This window comes from Clostridium sartagoforme AAU1 (genome assembly GCF_000401215.1).
GTDB lineage: Bacteria > Bacillota > Clostridia > Clostridiales > Clostridiaceae > Clostridium > Clostridium sartagoforme.
The window spans coordinates 1-17,023 of sequence record NZ_ASRV01000153.1; the positions used below are offsets into that span (position 1 = coordinate 1).

15 protein-coding genes and 1 pseudogene are annotated in these 17,023 nt (G+C 28.5%); 7 read left to right on the forward strand and 9 right to left on the reverse strand.

Annotated features, from left to right (window positions below; genetic code table 11):
* The 9 genes from A500_RS12465 to rpmH all read right to left on the reverse strand — a co-directional run.
* On the reverse strand, positions 1-624 hold a 624-nt coding region (locus A500_RS12465; RefSeq protein WP_016207945.1), incomplete at its 3' end, for a ParB/RepB/Spo0J family partition protein.
* 207 nt (positions 625-831) lie between these two features.
* The gene (gene rsmG, locus A500_RS12470; RefSeq protein ID WP_016207946.1) at positions 832-1,551 is read right to left on the reverse strand and encodes a 16S rRNA (guanine(527)-N(7))-methyltransferase RsmG; all 720 of its coding nucleotides are present in this window, start codon (positions 1,549-1,551) and stop codon (positions 832-834) included.
* An 18-nt stretch (positions 1,552-1,569) separates the two neighbouring features.
* Positions 1,570-3,444, reverse strand: a complete 1,875-nt coding sequence (mnmG, locus tag A500_RS12475) for a tRNA uridine-5-carboxymethylaminomethyl(34) synthesis enzyme MnmG (RefSeq protein ID WP_016207947.1) — start codon at positions 3,442-3,444, stop codon at positions 1,570-1,572.
* A gap of 11 nt (positions 3,445-3,455) precedes the next feature.
* On the reverse strand, positions 3,456-4,835 hold the full coding sequence (gene mnmE / locus A500_RS12480) for a tRNA uridine-5-carboxymethylaminomethyl(34) synthesis GTPase MnmE (RefSeq protein WP_016207948.1): 1,380 nt from the start codon (positions 4,833-4,835) through the stop codon (positions 3,456-3,458).
* 176 nt (positions 4,836-5,011) lie between these two features.
* Positions 5,012-5,635 (reverse strand): RNA-binding cell elongation regulator Jag/EloR, encoded by a 624-nt coding sequence (jag, locus tag A500_RS12485; RefSeq protein WP_016207949.1) that lies wholly within the window; start codon positions 5,633-5,635, stop codon positions 5,012-5,014.
* A 40-nt stretch (positions 5,636-5,675) separates the two neighbouring features.
* Positions 5,676-6,440 carry a membrane protein insertase YidC gene (gene yidC / locus A500_RS12490; protein WP_016207950.1) on the reverse strand — a complete coding sequence of 255 codons (765 nt, stop codon included), beginning with the start codon at positions 6,438-6,440 and terminating at the stop codon, positions 5,676-5,678.
* A gap of 18 nt (positions 6,441-6,458) precedes the next feature.
* Complete coding sequence (yidD, locus tag A500_RS12495; RefSeq protein ID WP_016207951.1) at positions 6,459-6,668, reverse strand: membrane protein insertion efficiency factor YidD; 210 nt, start codon at positions 6,666-6,668, stop codon at positions 6,459-6,461.
* Positions 6,668-7,018, reverse strand: a complete 351-nt coding sequence (gene rnpA / locus A500_RS12500; RefSeq protein ID WP_016207952.1) for a ribonuclease P protein component — start codon at positions 7,016-7,018, stop codon at positions 6,668-6,670. Before rnpA ends, yidD begins: the two co-directional genes overlap by 1 nt.
* A gap of 61 nt (positions 7,019-7,079) precedes the next feature.
* The gene (gene rpmH, locus A500_RS12505) at positions 7,080-7,214 is read right to left on the reverse strand and encodes a 50S ribosomal protein L34 (RefSeq protein ID WP_016207953.1); all 135 of its coding nucleotides are present in this window, start codon (positions 7,212-7,214) and stop codon (positions 7,080-7,082) included.
* Between the two features lie 534 nt (positions 7,215-7,748).
* Between rpmH and dnaA the strand changes: the two genes are divergently transcribed.
* The 7 genes and pseudogenes from dnaA to gyrA all read left to right on the forward strand — a co-directional run bounded on the left by dnaA (position 7,749) and on the right by gyrA (position 16,717).
* Complete coding sequence (gene dnaA, locus A500_RS12510; RefSeq protein WP_016207954.1) at positions 7,749-9,107, forward strand: chromosomal replication initiator protein DnaA; 1,359 nt, start codon at positions 7,749-7,751, stop codon at positions 9,105-9,107.
* A gap of 260 nt (positions 9,108-9,367) precedes the next feature.
* A pseudogene (gene dnaN / locus A500_RS12515) lies at positions 9,368-10,467 on the forward strand (DNA polymerase III subunit beta).
* Positions 10,468-10,514: 47 nt separating this feature from the next.
* Complete coding sequence (gene yaaA / locus A500_RS12520) at positions 10,515-10,721, forward strand: S4 domain-containing protein YaaA (RefSeq protein ID WP_016207955.1); 207 nt, start codon at positions 10,515-10,517, stop codon at positions 10,719-10,721.
* Between the two features lie 78 nt (positions 10,722-10,799).
* A complete protein-coding gene (gene recF, locus A500_RS12525) occupies positions 10,800-11,885 on the forward strand; it encodes a DNA replication/repair protein RecF (RefSeq protein ID WP_016207956.1) in 1,086 nt (361 codons plus the stop codon).
* A 13-nt stretch (positions 11,886-11,898) separates the two neighbouring features.
* A complete protein-coding gene (gene remB, locus A500_RS12530) occupies positions 11,899-12,159 on the forward strand; it encodes an extracellular matrix regulator RemB (protein ID WP_016207957.1) in 261 nt (86 codons plus the stop codon).
* Positions 12,160-12,214: 55 nt separating this feature from the next.
* On the forward strand, positions 12,215-14,128 hold the full coding sequence (gene gyrB, locus A500_RS12535; RefSeq protein ID WP_423219294.1) for a DNA topoisomerase (ATP-hydrolyzing) subunit B: 1,914 nt from the start codon (positions 12,215-12,217) through the stop codon (positions 14,126-14,128).
* 21 nt (positions 14,129-14,149) lie between these two features.
* A complete protein-coding gene (gyrA, locus tag A500_RS12540; RefSeq protein WP_016207959.1) occupies positions 14,150-16,717 on the forward strand; it encodes a DNA gyrase subunit A in 2,568 nt (855 codons plus the stop codon).
* Positions 16,718-17,023 lie beyond the last annotated feature (306 nt).

The window sequence follows — 17,023 nt, forward strand, 5'->3', positions numbered from 1 at the left end:
ATTATTTAATTCTTCTCCAGCTAATTTTAGTAACTCTTTATTAACTGCTTCTTCTGTTGATTTGACATTAAGAGAATTTTTAATTATCTTTTCTATAACTTTTAATTGTAATTCCTCATTTGGTAGAGATAATAAAGCTCTTGCGTGCCTTTCTGTTAATTTATTCTCTATACAAAGCTTTCTTACATTAGAACTAAGTTTCAATAATCTTAATTTATTAGCTATAGTTGATTGCTTTTTACCCATTCGTTTTGCTAATTCATCTTGAGTAAATTTATGATCATTTATAAGATTATAATAAGCTTCTGCTTCTTCTATAAAATTCAAATCTTCTCTTTGTAAATTTTCTAATAATGCAATTTCAGCAGATTGTGTATCTGTAATTTCTATAATATTACATGGTACATCTTCTAACTCTGCCATCCTAGCTGCTCTCCATCTTCTTTCTCCTGCAACTAGTTCAAAGTTTTCTCCTCTTCTTCTCACAGTAATTGGTTGAATTATTCCATGCTCCTTTATAGATTGAGATAACTCTTCTAATGCCTCTTCATTAAAAAATCTTCTAGGCTGATAAGTATTTGGAAATATTTTATTTACACTTATGTTAGTAATTTCTCTTTTCATATGCACCCAATCATCCCCTATTTCTCTAAATTACCATTTTATTCAATAAATTAAAAATTCTATTTTCTTGTCTAAATTCCTTCTTTTTATTCCTTATTATTATAAGACAAATTCGCTTAGTATAAATTAATTATTTACAAATCCATCTATATATCTCAGAAAAAATTATTAATCGACTATTTTTATTAAAATATATTGTAGAATATTCTATTTTATTGGTTTTTTATTTACTGTTCCAGCTTTTCTTGGATATATTTTAGGACACTTATTTATCTTTTTTACTTCTACTATATTATGTTTTAAATCTGAGTCCTCTATATTTACTTCAATTATATCTATTAATTCTCCTCCTAGGGTAGCTATGGCCTTATTCCCCTCTTTAAGTTCCTCTTCTATTGCAGGGCCCTTTAAGGCAACAAAATATCCATTAATCTTTACATATGGTAAACATAGTTCTGATAATACTGCCATATTAGCTACAGCTCTTGATGTTGCAACATCAAATTTTTCTCTCAATTCTGGTGTTCTTGAGCCATCTTCAGCTCTTGAATGAATTGTTGTAACATTTTTCAACTCTAAAGTATCTATAACTATATTTAAAAAGTTTATTCTTTTGTTTAATGAGTCTAATAATGTTACTTCTACACTTGGATTCATTATTGCTATAGGTAATCCTGGAAATCCAGCTCCTGTTCCTACATCTATTATAGTTTTTGCCCCTTTTATTGATTTTGATTTAAAAGCCTTAATGCAATCAATAAAATGCTTTTTTATAACCTCTTCATCTTGTGTTATTGCTGTAAGATTTACTTTTTCATTCCATTCTTGAAGTAGTTTCATGTATTTTATAAATTGATTGTATTGATGCTCTGATAATTCTAATCCTACTTCTAATGATGCATCTTTCATTAATTGAAAATATTCCATGCTTTCCTCCACATAAATTTATTTCTTATGTTGATGTTCTAAATAAATTAATAAAACAGATATATCTGCTGGTGATACTCCTGAAATTCTTGATGCTTGCCCTATACTTATAGGTCTTACATTAGATAATTTCTGAATAGCTTCAGTTCTTAACCCTTTAACATTTTTATAATCTAAATCTTCAGGAATTAATTTTTTTTCAAATTTCTTAAATTGTTTAACTTGCTCTAATTGACTTTCTATATATCCTTCATATTTAGTAATTATATTTATTTGTTCTCCTATGTCATCCTTATATTCTGGTCTATCTATATCTAAATCCTTTAAAATAAAATAATCTAATTCAGGTCTCTTAATAAGTTCATAAAAACTAATTGGTTTTTTAAGCTCAGTAGATCCTAAAGAAATCAAAAAGTCATTTACTTCTTTTTTATTAGTTATTTGTAAACTTTTTAATCTCTCTATTTCACTTTCTATACTATTTTTTCTTTTTAGGAACTTTTGGTATCTTGCCTCTGTTGCAAGACCTACATTATATCCTATTTCAGTTAGTCTAAAATCTGCATTGTCTTGTCTTAATAATAACCTATATTCAGCTCTTGAAGTCATCATTCTATATGGCTCATTAGTACCCTTGGTAACTAAATCATCAATGAGAACTCCTATATATCCATCAGATCTTGTTAATATCATAGGCTCTTTATCTTTAATCTTTAAAGCTGCATTTATTCCTGCTACTATGCCTTGTGCAGCAGCCTCTTCATATCCTGAACTACCATTTAGCTGTCCTGCTCCATATAATCCATCAAAATCTTTAAATTCTAGTGTTGGTTTTAATTGAGTTGGATCAATTGAATCATATTCTATTGCATATGCTGTTCTCATTATTTCTACATTCTCTAAGCCTGGCACAGTTTTTAACATTTGTATTTGTACATCCTCTGGAAGTGATGAAGACATTCCTCCGATATACATTTCTTCAGTATCTTCGCCTTCGGGCTCTATAAATAACTGATGTCTTTCCCTATCTGGGAATCTCATAACTTTATCTTCTATTGATGGGCAATATCTAGGCCCTACTCCCTCAATTAATCCATTATACATTGGTGATCTTGAAATATTTTCTCTAATTACATCATGAGTTTCTTCGCTTGTATAAGTTAACCAACAAGATACTTGTTCTCTTGAGATATCTCCACTTATAAATGAAAATGGAATTATTTTTTCATCACCTGGTTGTTCTATCATTTTTGAAAAATCTACTGATTTCTTATTTATTCTTGCTGGAGTACCTGTTTTAAATCTTCTTAATGATATTCCTAAATCTATTAATGATTGTGATAATTCATTTGCTGCTGATAATCCATTAGGGCCACTATTATATGTTACATCACCTATTATTATTCTAGCTCTTAAATAAGTCCCAGTTGTTAATATAACTGCTTTGCAACTAAAATATCCACCATTTTTAGTTAGAACTCCTCTAACTTTTCCATCTATAACATCTACTTCTATAACTTCAAGTTGTCTTAAACTAAGATTCTCTTGATTTTCTAAAACATTTTTCATTCTACTTTGGTATTTTTTCTTATCTGCCTGAGCTCTTAATGAATGAACTGCTGGTCCCTTTGATGTATTAAGCATTCTTGATTGTATATATGTATTATCTATATTAATTCCCATTTCTCCGCCCAAAGCATCAATTTCTCTTACTAAATGACCTTTTGCAGTTCCTCCTATATTAGGATTACACGGCATCATAGCTACAGAATCGAGATTAGTAGTACAAATCAATGTTTTTAATCCCATTCTCGCTGTTGATAATGCCGCTTCACATCCTGCATGACCGGCCCCTACGACTACTACATCGTATTCTCCCGCATTATATTTCATCTTTATTTCTCCTACTTTCCACAACAAAATTCCTTAAATATTTTATTAACTAAATCCTCTTCCAATTCAGAACCTGTAATTTCTCCTAATGCTTTTAATGCTGCAGTAACATATATAGAAATTAAATCAAGAAACTCATTATTCTTAACTCTTATAAGCGCATTATCACAATTTTCCTTGGCTCTTATTAATGCTTGCTTATGTCGTGAATTGGATATGATTAAGCTTTCGCTATCTATTTTACCATTAAAGAACATATTCTTAATCTCATTTTTTAATCCATCTATTCCAATATCTTCTTTAGCTGAAATTTTTATTATATTTTTAAAATCCGATAATATTGTATTATCTAATTTATTTTCTAAATCAATTTTATTTAATAAAATTATTGATTTTTTATCTTTTATAGTTCCTATTATTTCAATATCTTCTTTATCTAAACTTCTAGATGAATCTAATACTAATAAAACTAAATCTGCTTCATTTATCTTTTCTCTGGATTTTTCAACCCCAATTTTTTCAACTATATCTTCTGTATCTCTTATTCCTGCTGTGTCTATAATTTTTACTGGTATTCCATCTAAATTTATATATTCTTCTATCACATCTCTAGTTGTACCAGCAATATCTGTAACTATAGCTCTCTTTTCCTTTAAAAGTACATTCAATAAAGATGATTTTCCAACATTAGGTTTACCTACTATAGCTAAACTTAATCCGTCTCTTATTATTCTTCCTTCATCAGCTCCCTTTAAAAGCTTATTTATAATTTCATAAGCTTCCTCAAGACTCTCTTTAACTCTTATAGGAATAGCTGGGTCAACTTCTTCATCATCCTCCGTGAAGTCAACAGCATATTCTATTAAAGCTAAAACATTTAATAAATATTCTCTAAGCTTATTTATTTTTTGTGATAGAGATCCCGTACTTTGCATCAATGCAGATTTCATTGCTAATTCTGTTTTAGCTGTTATTAAATCCATAACTGCTTCTGCTTGCGATAAATCTATACGCCCATTTAAAAAGGCTCTCTTTGTAAATTCACCTGGCTCAGCAAGTCTTGCTCCTGCCTTGATTGTCATCTCTAAAACCTTATTTGTTGATGTGACTCCACCATGACAATTTATTTCCACAGTATCTTCAGCCGTAAAACTTTTTGGCCCTTTCATATAACTTATTATTACTTCATCTATTAAATCCTTTGTATCTATATCAACTATATGACCATATTTCATAGTATAAGTCTTCATATCCCTTATATCTTTTCCGTTCTTGGCATTAAATATCTTAGATACTATATCTAAAGCTTTATCTCCTGATACTCTTATAATAGCAATTCCACCTTCTCCAATTGCTGTTGATATAGCACAAATTGTATCAAATTCTTTCATGTCTATCCTCCTTATAAAAAAATCCATTGTGGATTTTTACTTTATTTATTCATTAGCAAAATTTAATTATCATTATTTATATTATATCCCAAATTAACTAATATTCATTTTACAAAACTATTGAAATTAAGTCAAAAAAATAAAGGGTAGGAAGGCCAATTGGCCTCCATACCCATTTACTTCTTTATGTCTACAACAATTCTTCTGTGAGGCTCATCACCTTCACTAAATGTATATACATATTCATTATCTTGTAAAGCAGAATGTATTACTCTTCTTTCATAAGGATTCATTGGTTCTAGTTTATAAGGTCTTCTAGTTTTTCTAACTTTATATGCAGTTTTTTCTGCAACTCTTTTTAAGGTTTCTTCTCTTTTTTTTCTGTAATTTTCAGTATCTAAAACTACTTTTTTATAAGGAATATCGTGTTCTTTATTAACAACTAATGATGATAAGTATTGTAAGGAGTCTAATGTCTCTCCTCTATATCCAATTATTAAACCCATCTTTGGACCATTTAAGTCTATATAAATAACATCATCAACTTCTCTAATTTTTATTTCTGATTGTACTCTCATATTATCAAGAATAGATCTTAAAAATACTCTTACTTCTTCCTTATAATCTCTTTTGACTTTTACTAATATTTTAGCAGGTTTTGTCCCTATAATATTCAAAAATCCTTTAGAGCCTTCATCTAGAACCTCATATTCAATTTTATCCTCTGTGAGCTTCAATTCTTTTAATGCATTATTTAATGCTTCATTTATGGTTTTACCTGTCATTTCTAATATTTTCATACCCTATTCACCACCTAGTAAATACTAAATATAATAAATCTTAATTTTTTTTCTTAGTCTTTGGCGTTGCTTTTTTGGCATTTTGAATAGTCTTTAAGTTTGCCTCTTCCTCTTTAGCTTCTTTTTTCTTTTTATATGGTAAGTAATTTAAGAAGTAAGTTTGTGCTAATTGAATAGCTCCACCAATTATCCAGTAAATAACTAGAATTGATTTAAAATTGATTGCCATTACTCCCATCATACCTGCCATCATAATATTCATACTTCCCATATTCATAGGACTATTATCATTTTTAGGCATTGACTTAGTTAAAAGTAAGCTTGGTAAATATGTGCTTAAAAATGCTAATACAGGTAATATGAAATATCTATCTTTTTCAAATACATCTATTATCCATAAAAATGATGGATTTACTACTAAGCTTTTATCTATATTATAGAAAACATAGTATAAAGCAAATAGTATTGGTAATGGTAATAATGTTGGAAGACACCCTCCAAACATACTTACATTATTTTCTTTCATACATTTTGAATATTCAGCTTGCATCTTTTGGGGATCATTTGCATATTTCTTTTGTATTGCATTTAATTCCGGTTGAATTTCCTGCATCCTCGCATTTGATCTGTTAGCTTTTATATTTAATGGAAGTATTAACAATCTAATTATTAAAGTAAATATTGTAATTGTTAGTACATATGAAGCACCACTTGGTTCCATGTTAAATACTGATAAAATAAAACCATGAAGTCCATCAAATATAATAGTCAAGAAATTTGTTATTGGTTGTAAGAATTTCATCATCTTTTATGCCTAACCTCCTTATTTTACAGGATCATACCCACCCTTTGCGAATGGATGACACCTTAGAATTCTCTTTATAGCTAAAAAACCACCCTTTATTGCCCCATATTTATTAATAGCATCTATTGCATATTGAGAACATGTAGGAACATAAATACATGTTGGTGGTCTCATTGGTGAGATATATTTTCTATATAAATATATAGTTTTTAGCATTACTTTTTTCATTATTTATATAATCCTGCCTTTAAAAAAAGTTTTTTCATTGATTCTTCAACATCAAAGAAACTTTTATCCTTTATAGCACTTCGTGCTACAAATACAAAATCATACCCCTTTTTAATATCTTTTTCATTTAGTCTATAGCTTTCAGTTATCAATCGTTTACTTCTACTTCGTACTACACTATTGCCTACTTTTTTACTTACAGAAATTCCTACCTTATTATAAGGAAGCTTATCCTCTGTTTTATTTTTCTTATTATTAAAAATATATAAAACTAAAAGATTATTAGCTAGCGACCTTCCCCGTCTATATACTAATTTAAATTCATTATTCTTTCTTAATCTGTACACCATTGGAACTTCTATACTCCTTTTTTTTCCGCTATTGCAGAAAAAAGGCCACTATTTGCGGCCCTTATGCTGTTAATTTTTTTCTACCTTTTTGTCTTCTTCTTTTAAGAACAGTTCTTCCTGATGAAGTTTTCATTCTCTTTCTGAATCCATGTTCCTTTTTTCTTTGTCTTTTTTTTGGTTGGTATGTCATGAACATTTCACTACACCCCCTTCGAATTCTAAATTTCTATAGTAAAAACTATAATTCCTAATTTTAAATTTACCTTATTATTATATATATATCACGATTTTATGTCAATACACTATAATTTTCAAATTCTGTTGATAAATATAAATATATTAACATATAAATTTGTGGATAACTTCTTGAATACTCTATTTAACTTATGTTATTATTAATAATGAATGTGAATAGTTTTATTTATACGACAACTTATCCACAGGTGTGGATTAAATTGTGCATAACTTGTTTGCTTTTTCTTTATTACTTATCTATTTATACCTATTTTTAGCGTAAATATTACTTTTATACCATGTTAATAATGTGTAAATTTGTACATACTTATACTGTGGATAATTTTTTTATGTTTATAACATCAACATAATTATTAACATGTGAATATTTTTATTATTAGTTATCAACAATCATTTTCATATGTTAATAACTATGTTTATACTATGTTATTAATTATTTAATAACTTTTAAAATTTTTTTTATGGAGGATATAAAATGAATAATGATCTTAAATCATTATGGGAAAAAACATTAAATATAATTAAAGGTGAAATGAGTGAAGTTAGTTTTAATACATGGATTAAAAGTTGCGAACCTATTTCTATATCTTCCAATATAATAAAAATCAGTGTGCCCAATTCCTTCACTCAAGATATATTGGAAAAAAGATATAAGGATTTGGTTGTAAATTCTATAGAAGCTGCTTGTTCTAAAGTATATAATGTAGAATTTATAGTTGCATCTGATATTCAGGAATCTGAAGATAAGGAAGAAAAAATCTCAAAGATAGATAATAAATCATCATCTATTATCGTAAACGATGAAATGTCTAGTACTTTAAATCCTAAGTACACATTTGATTCATTTGTTATTGGTAATAGTAATAGATTTGCTCATGCTGCGTCCTTGGCAGTAGCTGAATCTCCAGCTAAAGCATATAATCCCTTATTCATTTATGGTGGAGTTGGTCTTGGTAAAACTCACTTAATGCATGCTATAGGACACTATGTTTTACAAAACAATACTACTGCTAAAGTTGTATATGTTTCTTCAGAAAAATTTACTAATGAACTTATTAATGCAATAAGGGATGATAAAAATGAAGAGTTTAGAAATAAATATAGAAGTGTTGATATCTTACTTATAGATGATATCCAATTTATAGCTGGCAAAGAAAGAACTCAGGAAGAATTTTTCCATACATTTAATGAATTACATGATGCAAATAAACAAATAATTCTATCGTCTGATAGGCCACCAAAAGAAATACCAACTTTGGAAGATAGATTACGTTCTAGGTTTGAATGGGGCTTAATTGCTGATATTCAAGCACCAGACTTTGAGACTAGAATGGCTATACTAAAAAAGAAAGCTGATGTCGAGAAATTAAATGTAGCAAATGAAGTTATGGTTTATATTGCAACAAAAATTAAGTCTAATATTAGAGAACTAGAAGGAGCATTGATTAGAATAGTGGCATATTCCTCTCTTACAAATAGACCTATTACAGTGGAATTAGCAAGCGAAGCTCTTAAAGATATAATATCAAATAAACAAAATAAAAATGTAACTATAGATGTTATACAAGATGTTGTTGCTGGATATTTTAATCTTAGAATAGAAGACTTAAAATCTCAAAGAAGAACTAGAAATATAGCCTATCCAAGACAAATTGCAATGTATTTAAGTAGAAAATTAACAGATATGTCTTTACCGAAAATAGGAGAGGAATTTGGAGGAAGAGATCATACTACTGTTATACATGCATATGAGAAAATCTCTGATAGCTTAAATACTGATGAAAGTCTACAACACACAGTAAATGATATAACAAAAAAGCTAACTCAAAATTAATCAACAACTGTACATAAATATATTTAATTATTTGTGGATAACTCTTAAAAACAATATCGTCTGTTAGTACTGTGGATAAGATACGTAATTTTTGCTTCACTTATCCACACTATTTTTTTATAAACAATTTAGACAATTCAATGGTTAGGGGTACTTATTAACATACTCACAGCCCCTACTACTACTATTATTAATTTATATCTTATATATTTATCTATATCTATACATCTTATATGTATATAACTTAAGGAGGTTTTTATATGATATTTATTTGTGAAAAACAAAAAATACAAGAAGGTATATCAATAACAAGTAAGGCTATAACAGGAAAAACAACTATGCCTATATTAGAAGGAATCTATATAGATGCAAAAAGGAAGGATTAACATTAATAGGATCTGATATGGATGTATCTATAGAAACAAAGGTTGAAGCAGATATTCTTGAGGAAGGAAAGATAGTAATAGATGCAAAGATTTTTGGAGAAATTATAAGAAAGCTACCAAATTCAGATATAAAAATAGAAACTTTAGAAAATGACATAATTCAAATTACATGTGAAAAATCAGTGTTTAACCTAGTTTACATGAATGCTGAAGATTATCCAGCTATACCAAATATAAATGAAAATTTATCAGCTGAAGTTCCTCAGAATATACTAAAAAATATGATAAAAGGAACATCTTTTGCTATAGCTCAAGACGAAACTAGACCAATACTTCAAGGAATATTATTTGAAGTGAATAATAAAAATTTAAACTTAGTAGCTTTAGATGGATATAGATTAGCTATAAGAAATGAGTTTTTAGATAATGATAATAATCTAGAAGTTGTAATACCTGGAAAAACATTAAATGAAGTTTCAAAAATATTAGAAGATACATCTGATATAGTAAAAATAACATTTACAAATAATCATATATTATTTAATTTAAATAATACAAAAATTATTTCAAGATTATTAGAAGGTAAATTTGTAAATTATTCGTCTTTATTACCTCAAGAGCATAAAATATTAGTTGATGTAAATAAACAACAATTACAAAATTGTATAGAGAGAGCATCTTTAATGGCTAAGGATAGTAATAGCAATTTAATAAAACTAGATGTTCAAGAGGATACAATGATAATAACATCCAATTCTCAATTGGGAAAGGTTAGGGAGGAATTGAATATAAACTTGCAAGGAGAATCTATACAAATTGCATTTAATTCTAGATATCTTTTGGATGTATTAAAAAACATGGATGATGATGAAGTTAAATTAGAAATGACATCAAGTGTTAGCCCTTGCGTAATAAAGGGTAAGAATATAGATAATTCAAAATATCTTGTTTTACCAGTAAGGCTTATAAGATAGAAAGGAGAAAATGCATAAAATATGAATAAAAATGCATTGAATTGGAAATGAATGAAGTTAAAATAAATACAGAATTTATAAAATTGGATTCCTTTTTGAAGTGGTGTGGAGTTGCATCTTTAGGATCAGAAGCGAAAATGTATATTTTAGATGAGATGGTAAAGGTTAATAATGAAATTTGTACTCAAAGAGGAAAGAAAATTAAAAAGGGTGATATAGTAGAATTCGATGGTGAAGAGTATAAAGTTATTTAAGAACTATATTGCATTTACTATTACCTTAACAATTACTTTTATTCTTTTTATATGTTATAATTAAAATAGGTGTTAAAAATGTATATTAAAAGACTTCAAATGTTAAATTATAGAAATTATAAATCTTTAAATATAACACTTGGTAAAAATGTAAATGTATTTATGGGAGATAATGCTCAAGGTAAAACCAATATTCTTGAAGCAATTTATTATTGTGCATTTTCTAAATCACACAGAACTTCCAAAGATAGAGATTTAATAAATTGGAATTCAGATAGTGCATATATAAGTTTACTTGTAGGTAAAGATAGGCTTGATAAGAATATTGATATAAATATATTAAAGGATGGGAAAAAAGCAATAAAGATAAATAAAATTAAGGTGTCTAAAATAGGAGAATTATTTGGAAACTTTAATGTTGTTATGTTTTCACCAGAAGATTTAAAGATTATAAAAGATTCACCAGGAATAAGAAGAAAATTTATAGACATGGAGTTATGTCAACTAAACCCTAAATATTACTATAATTTAGTTCAATATAACAAAATTTTAAATGAACGTAATGTTATTTTAAAAAATAGGAATCTAGATAAGGAAATTTTAGATATATATGATATTCAATTAGCAAATTATGGGCATCATATAGTTATAGATAGAATTAATTATATTAATAAATTAAACTTTTATGGTAAAGATGTACATAGAGAAATATCTTCAGGAAAAGAAAATATAGAATTTAGATATATAAGTACAATAAAGGAATTGGAAAATATAAAAGTTAACTTCTATGAAACATTAAAGAAAAATAGGAAGAAAGATATTGAAAAGGGAATTACGAGCATTGGCCCTCATAGGGATGATTTTATTGTTCTTATTAATGATATAGATACAAAAAGTTTTGGATCTCAAGGACAACAAAGAAGCGCAGTTCTTACAATGAAATTTTCATCTTTAAAAATAATAAAGGAAATTACATCAGAATATCCAGTATTATTATTAGATGATGTTTTATCAGAGTTAGATTTTAATAGAAAGAGGTACATTTTAAGTACCATTGGGGAGATTCAAACTATAATAACATGTACGGGAATCGAGGATATAACTAATTATTTAGATAATACATCCAGATTATTTAAGGTCAAAGATGGAGAAATCCTAAATTAAGGGAGGAATTCTTATGTTTTTACATTTAGGAGAAAATGTAGTTGTTCCAGTTAAAGATGTGATTGGAATATTTGATTTACAAACTACAATGTATAGTTCTGACACAAGTGCTTTTTTAAGAATGGCGGAGGAAGATGGGTTTGTAGAGAGGATTTCTAAAGAAAAACCAAAATCTTTTGTTATAGCTGAAGTTAATAAAATGAGTAAAATTTACTTATCTCCAATTTCCTCTTCAACTTTAACAAAAAGAACTAATATAGATTATAATCCATAATTCCAATTTTAAATCTTCATGTGATTATAATAAAATTTAATTTAAGGAGGAGATTATATTGGAAAATAACAGACAAAGTTATGATGAAAATCAAATTCAGGTTTTAGAAGGTTTAGAGGCTGTTAGAAAAAGACCTGGAATGTATATAGGTAGTACCAGTTCAAGAGGATTACATCATCTTGTTTATGAAATAGTTGATAACAGTATAGATGAAGCTTTGGCTGGATTTTGTACAGATATATCAGTTACCATTAATGCAGATAACTCAATAACAGTAATAGATAATGGAAGAGGAATGCCTACTGGAATACATCCTAAAATGGGGAAATCAACAGTAGAAGTTATAATGACAGTTCTTCATGCTGGAGGAAAATTCGGTGGTGGAGGATACAAGGTATCAGGAGGACTTCACGGTGTTGGAGCATCAGTTGTTAATGCTCTTTCAGAATGGTGTGAAGTAACGGTATGTAGAGAAGGCGAGATTTGGAAACAAAAGTATTCTAGAGGAGCAGTTGTAACTGACTTATGTAAGATAGGAACAACTGATAAACAAGGAACTACAGTATCGTTCAAGCCAGACACTGAAATATTTGAAGAAGTAGAATATGATTTTGATATATTAGCTAATAGATTGAGAGAATTAGCATTTTTAAATAAGGGAATTAAAATTATATTAGAAGATAAAAGAGAAGAAGGAAAAGTGGAACATTATTTCTATGAAGGTGGTATAAAGGAATTTGTAGCATACCTAAATAGAAATAAAGAAGTATTGCATGGAGAACCTATTTATGTTGAAGGAGAAAGAGATGGAATAATAGCTGAAGTAGCACTTCAATATAATGATAGTTATACTGAAAATCTGTATTCTTTTGCTAATAATATAGATACAATAGAAGGTGGTACTCACTTATCAGGATTTAAAACCTCTTTAACAAGAGTTATAAATGATTATGGTAAAAAATTTAATCATTTAAAAGAAAATGATAAAAATTTATCTGGTGATGATATTAGAGAAGGATTAACAGCTGTAGTCTCCATAAAGATATCCGACCCTCAATTTGAAGGACAAACAAAAACTAAGTTAGGAAACTCTGAAGTTAGAGGTGTTGTGGATTCAATAGTAGGAGAAGGTGTATCTATATTCTTAGAAGAAAACCCTAATATTGGGAAAATAATAATAGAAAAGGCTTTGATGGCAGCAAGAGCAAGAGATGCAGCAAGAAAGGCAAGAGAGTTAACAAGAAAATCAGTATTAGAGCGTTCATCATTACCAGGGAAATTAGCTGATTGTTCATCTAAAGATCCTTTAGAGTGTGAAATTTATATAGTAGAGGGAGACTCGGCAGGGGGATCAGCTAAGCAAGGAAGAAATAGAAGATTCCAAGCTATATTACCATTGAGAGGTAAAATATTAAATGTTGAAAAACAAAGATTGGATAGAATATTAACAGCAGATTCTATAAAATCAATGGTTACAGCATTTGGTGCTGGAATTGGTGAAGACTTCGATGAAGAAAGATTAAGATATAACAGAATAATAATAATGACAGATGCTGACGTAGATGGAGCTCATATAAGAACTTTACTGTTAACATTCTTCTTTAGATATATGAGAGGATTAATAGAAGGAGGACACGTTTATATAGCTCAGCCACCGCTTTATCAAGTAAAGAAAAATAAAAAGGAGTACTATGTTTATTCTGATTCAGAACTTGAAAAGTTATTAGGTGATATCGGTGGAAAAGATAATGCAACTAATATACAAAGATATAAAGGTCTTGGAGAAATGAATGCAACTCAATTATGGGACACAACTATGGACCCGGAAAAGAGAATACTTTTAAAAGCAACAATAGAGGATGCGATAGCAGCTGACGAAATATTCACTATATTGATGGGGGATAAAGTAGAACCAAGAAGAGAGTTTATTCAAAAAAATGCAAAGAAAGTAAGTAACTTAGATGTTTAGTACTAAAACGAGGTGAGGTACATGGATTTAAACGAGGGAAAAGTTATTCCTATAGATATAAATAAAGAAATGAAGAGATGCTATATTGATTATGCAATGAGTGTTATTGTAGGTCGTGCATTACCTGATGTTAGAGATGGATTAAAGCCAGTTCATAGAAGAATACTACATTCTATGAATGAGCTTGGAATTACGCCAGATAAAAGTTATAGAAAATGTGCAAGAATAGTTGGAGAAGTTTTAGGTAAGTATCATCCACATGGAGATACATCAGTTTATGATGCACTAGTAAGATTAGCTCAAGATTTCTCAATGAGATATATGCTTGTTGATGGTCATGGAAACTTTGGTTCTGTAGATGGGGATAGTGCAGCAGCAATGAGATATACAGAAGCAAGAATGAATAAAATTGCATCTGAAATGCTAAGAGATATAAATAAAGATACAGTTGACTTTATACCAAACTTTGATGGTGAAGAAAGAGAACCGGTTGTATTACCATCAAGGTATCCAAATCTTTTAGTAAATGGATCATCTGGGATAGCTGTAGGTATGGCTACAAATATTCCTCCACATAACTTAGGGGAAGTAATAGATGGAACAATAATGCTTATAGATAATCCAGAAACAACATCCTTAGAATTAATGACTGTCATTAAAGGGCCTGACTTTCCTACAGGTGCTACAATTATGGGGAAATCAGGAATAAGAGCAGCATATGAGACTGGAAAAGGTAGAGTTATAGTAAGGGCAAATGCAGAAATTGAAGAAGAGAATGGAAGACATAAAATAATTGTTACAGAAATACCATATCAAGTTAACAAAGCTAAGTTAATAGAGAATATAGCTGACTTAGTAAAAGATAAAAAAATAACCGGAATATCAGACTTAAGAGATGAATCTGATAGAGAAGGTATGAGAATAGTAATAGAATTAAAGAGAGATGCTAATCCAAGTGTAGTATTAAATCTTCTATATAAGCATACAAAAATGCAAGATACATTTGGAATTATAATGTTAGCTTTAGTTAATAATGAACCATTAGTATTAAACCTTAAACAAGTATTAAGTAATTATATACAATTCCAAAAAGAAGTATTAACCAGAAGAACTGTATTTGAATTAAATAAAGCAGAAGCAAGAGCACATATACTAGAAGGTTTAAGAATAGCCCTTGATAATATTGATGAAGTTATAAAAATAATAAGATCATCTAAAACAACAGAAATAGCTAAAAATACATTAATAGATAGATTTGGATTAAGTGAAAAGCAAGCTCAGGCAATCCTAGAAATGAGATTAAGAAGATTAACAGGATTGGAAAGAGACAAAATAGAAGAAGAATTTGAAGAGTTGATGAAGTTAATAGATTATTTAAATTCTATATTAGCAAGTGAAGAAAAACTTTTATCAGTAATAAAAGAAGAGTTATTAGAAATTAAGAATAAATATAATGATCCAAGAAGGACTAAGATAGAAAAAGTAGTTAATGAAATAGATATAGAGGATCTTATACAGGAAGAAGAAGTAGTAGTTACATTAACACATTCAGGATATATAAAGAGAATATCTGCAGATACATATTCTGCACAAAGAAGAGGGGGAAGAGGAATACAAGCAATGTCTACTAAAGAAGATGACTTTGTAGAACATGTAAATATTACTTCAACCCACTCAGATGTTTTATTCTTTACGAATAAGGGAAGAGTTTATAAGCTAAGAGCATATGAAATACCTGATGCGGGAAGAACGGCTAAAGGTACTAATATAATAAATCTTATAGCAATAGAGCAAGATGAAAGAATAGAAACAGTACTTACAATAAGAGATGATGTAAGTGAAGGATTCTTATTTATGGGAACTAAGCAAGGAATAGTAAAGAAGACTCCACTTTCAGAGTTCAAGAATCTTAGAAAAAATGGATTAATAGCCATAAACCTAAGAGATGGAGATGAACTTTTAAAGGTTAAGGTTACTCGTGGAGACGCAGATATAATAATAGTTACACAAGATGGTAATGCTATTAGATTTAATGAAAAAGACGTAAGATCTATGGGTAGAACTGCATCAGGAGTAAGATCTATTAATCTAAGAGAAGATGATATTGCAGTATGTATGGATATCGCTGTAGAAGGAGAAGATTTACTTGTTATTAGTGAAAATGGTTTTGGAAAGAGAACTCCTATAACAGAATATAAGAGACAAAAAAGAGGCGGAACAGGTTTAATAACATACAAACTATCAGAGAAGACAGGTAAGGTTATAGGTGCAACTGTATGTAAGATAGATGATGAGCTTATGTTAATAAATACAAGTGGAGTAGCAATAAGAATAAATGTCTCAGGAATATCAGTTACAAGCAGATCTGCAATGGGTGTAACTCTTATGAGAACATCAGAAGAGGAAAAAATAGCAGCAATTGCTAAAATATCAGGAACTGGTGAGGATAAAGAAGATCAAATAACTATAGATGAAAATAGAATAGATGATGAAATAAAGAGTGAAATAGCAGTGGTAGATGATTCAGATAATAGTTTAAAGGATTTATTAGATATATCAGAAGACGAAGAATCAAAAGATGATGAATAAATGAGAAACCATAAGTAGATATAAAGATTTAAAAATAATAAATTGCAATTATCAATATATAGGTAATTGCAATTTTTTATATGAATAAATTAAAAAAGAATAAAAAATAATAGAAATAAGCTATATTATAACGTAATCTTATCCAGGCGTATCAATAATAGTATAAACTAAAAAAAATAGAAAAATGGAGTAAATAAAAATAAATTTGAAAAATAAATACATATATATATAACTATATTAAATTTAAATGATAAGATAGATTCTGTCGCTAAGATATGTGACAAAATAAGTCAAAAAACTTTTAAG